This is a genomic window from Parachitinimonas caeni, from assembly GCF_030129945.1.
In the GTDB taxonomy this organism is placed as follows: domain Bacteria; phylum Pseudomonadota; class Gammaproteobacteria; order Burkholderiales; family Chitinimonadaceae; genus Parachitinimonas; species Parachitinimonas caeni.
Map to the genome: position 1 here is coordinate 1 of NZ_JARRAF010000193.1, position 435 is coordinate 435.

The following is a 435-nucleotide window of genomic DNA, read 5'->3' on the forward strand; positions in this document are numbered from 1 at the left end:
GCAAAGCCAGGTCAGCAAGAGCAAAGCCAATATCGAACAGGTGAAATTGGCGCTGCAACGCTATGTGGCTTCAACTGGTCGCATGCCCTGCCCCGCCGCCGTCAACCTGCCCCAGACCTCACCGAACTTCGGTCGTGAGCAGACTCCCGCCGCTAACGTCAATCCTTGCAATGGTGCCGGGGTCACCCAGATTGGTGCCGCAACCGCTGGCACCCGTGTTTATCGAGGGCTGGTTCCCTGGGTGACACTGGGGCTCGCCGAAGACCACGCGATGGATGGATTTGATCAATATCTGAGTTATTACGTGAGCGGTGCCGGCGTGTACAGCTATGGGGCCGGTACCCTGCTGAGCACGGCTAATCCGAACCTGACCGCCGCCATCAATGGGGCAATCATCGTCAATAATGGGGCGGGCGTTAATCTGACCCCCGCCGG

1 protein-coding gene is annotated in these 435 nt (G+C 59.8%); it reads left to right on the plus strand.

What is annotated here, in order from left to right; all coding sequences use genetic code 11:
• Nucleotides 1-435: hypothetical protein (locus tag PZA18_RS24265; RefSeq protein ID WP_284103461.1), on the plus strand; the 435-nt coding region annotated here is incomplete at both ends.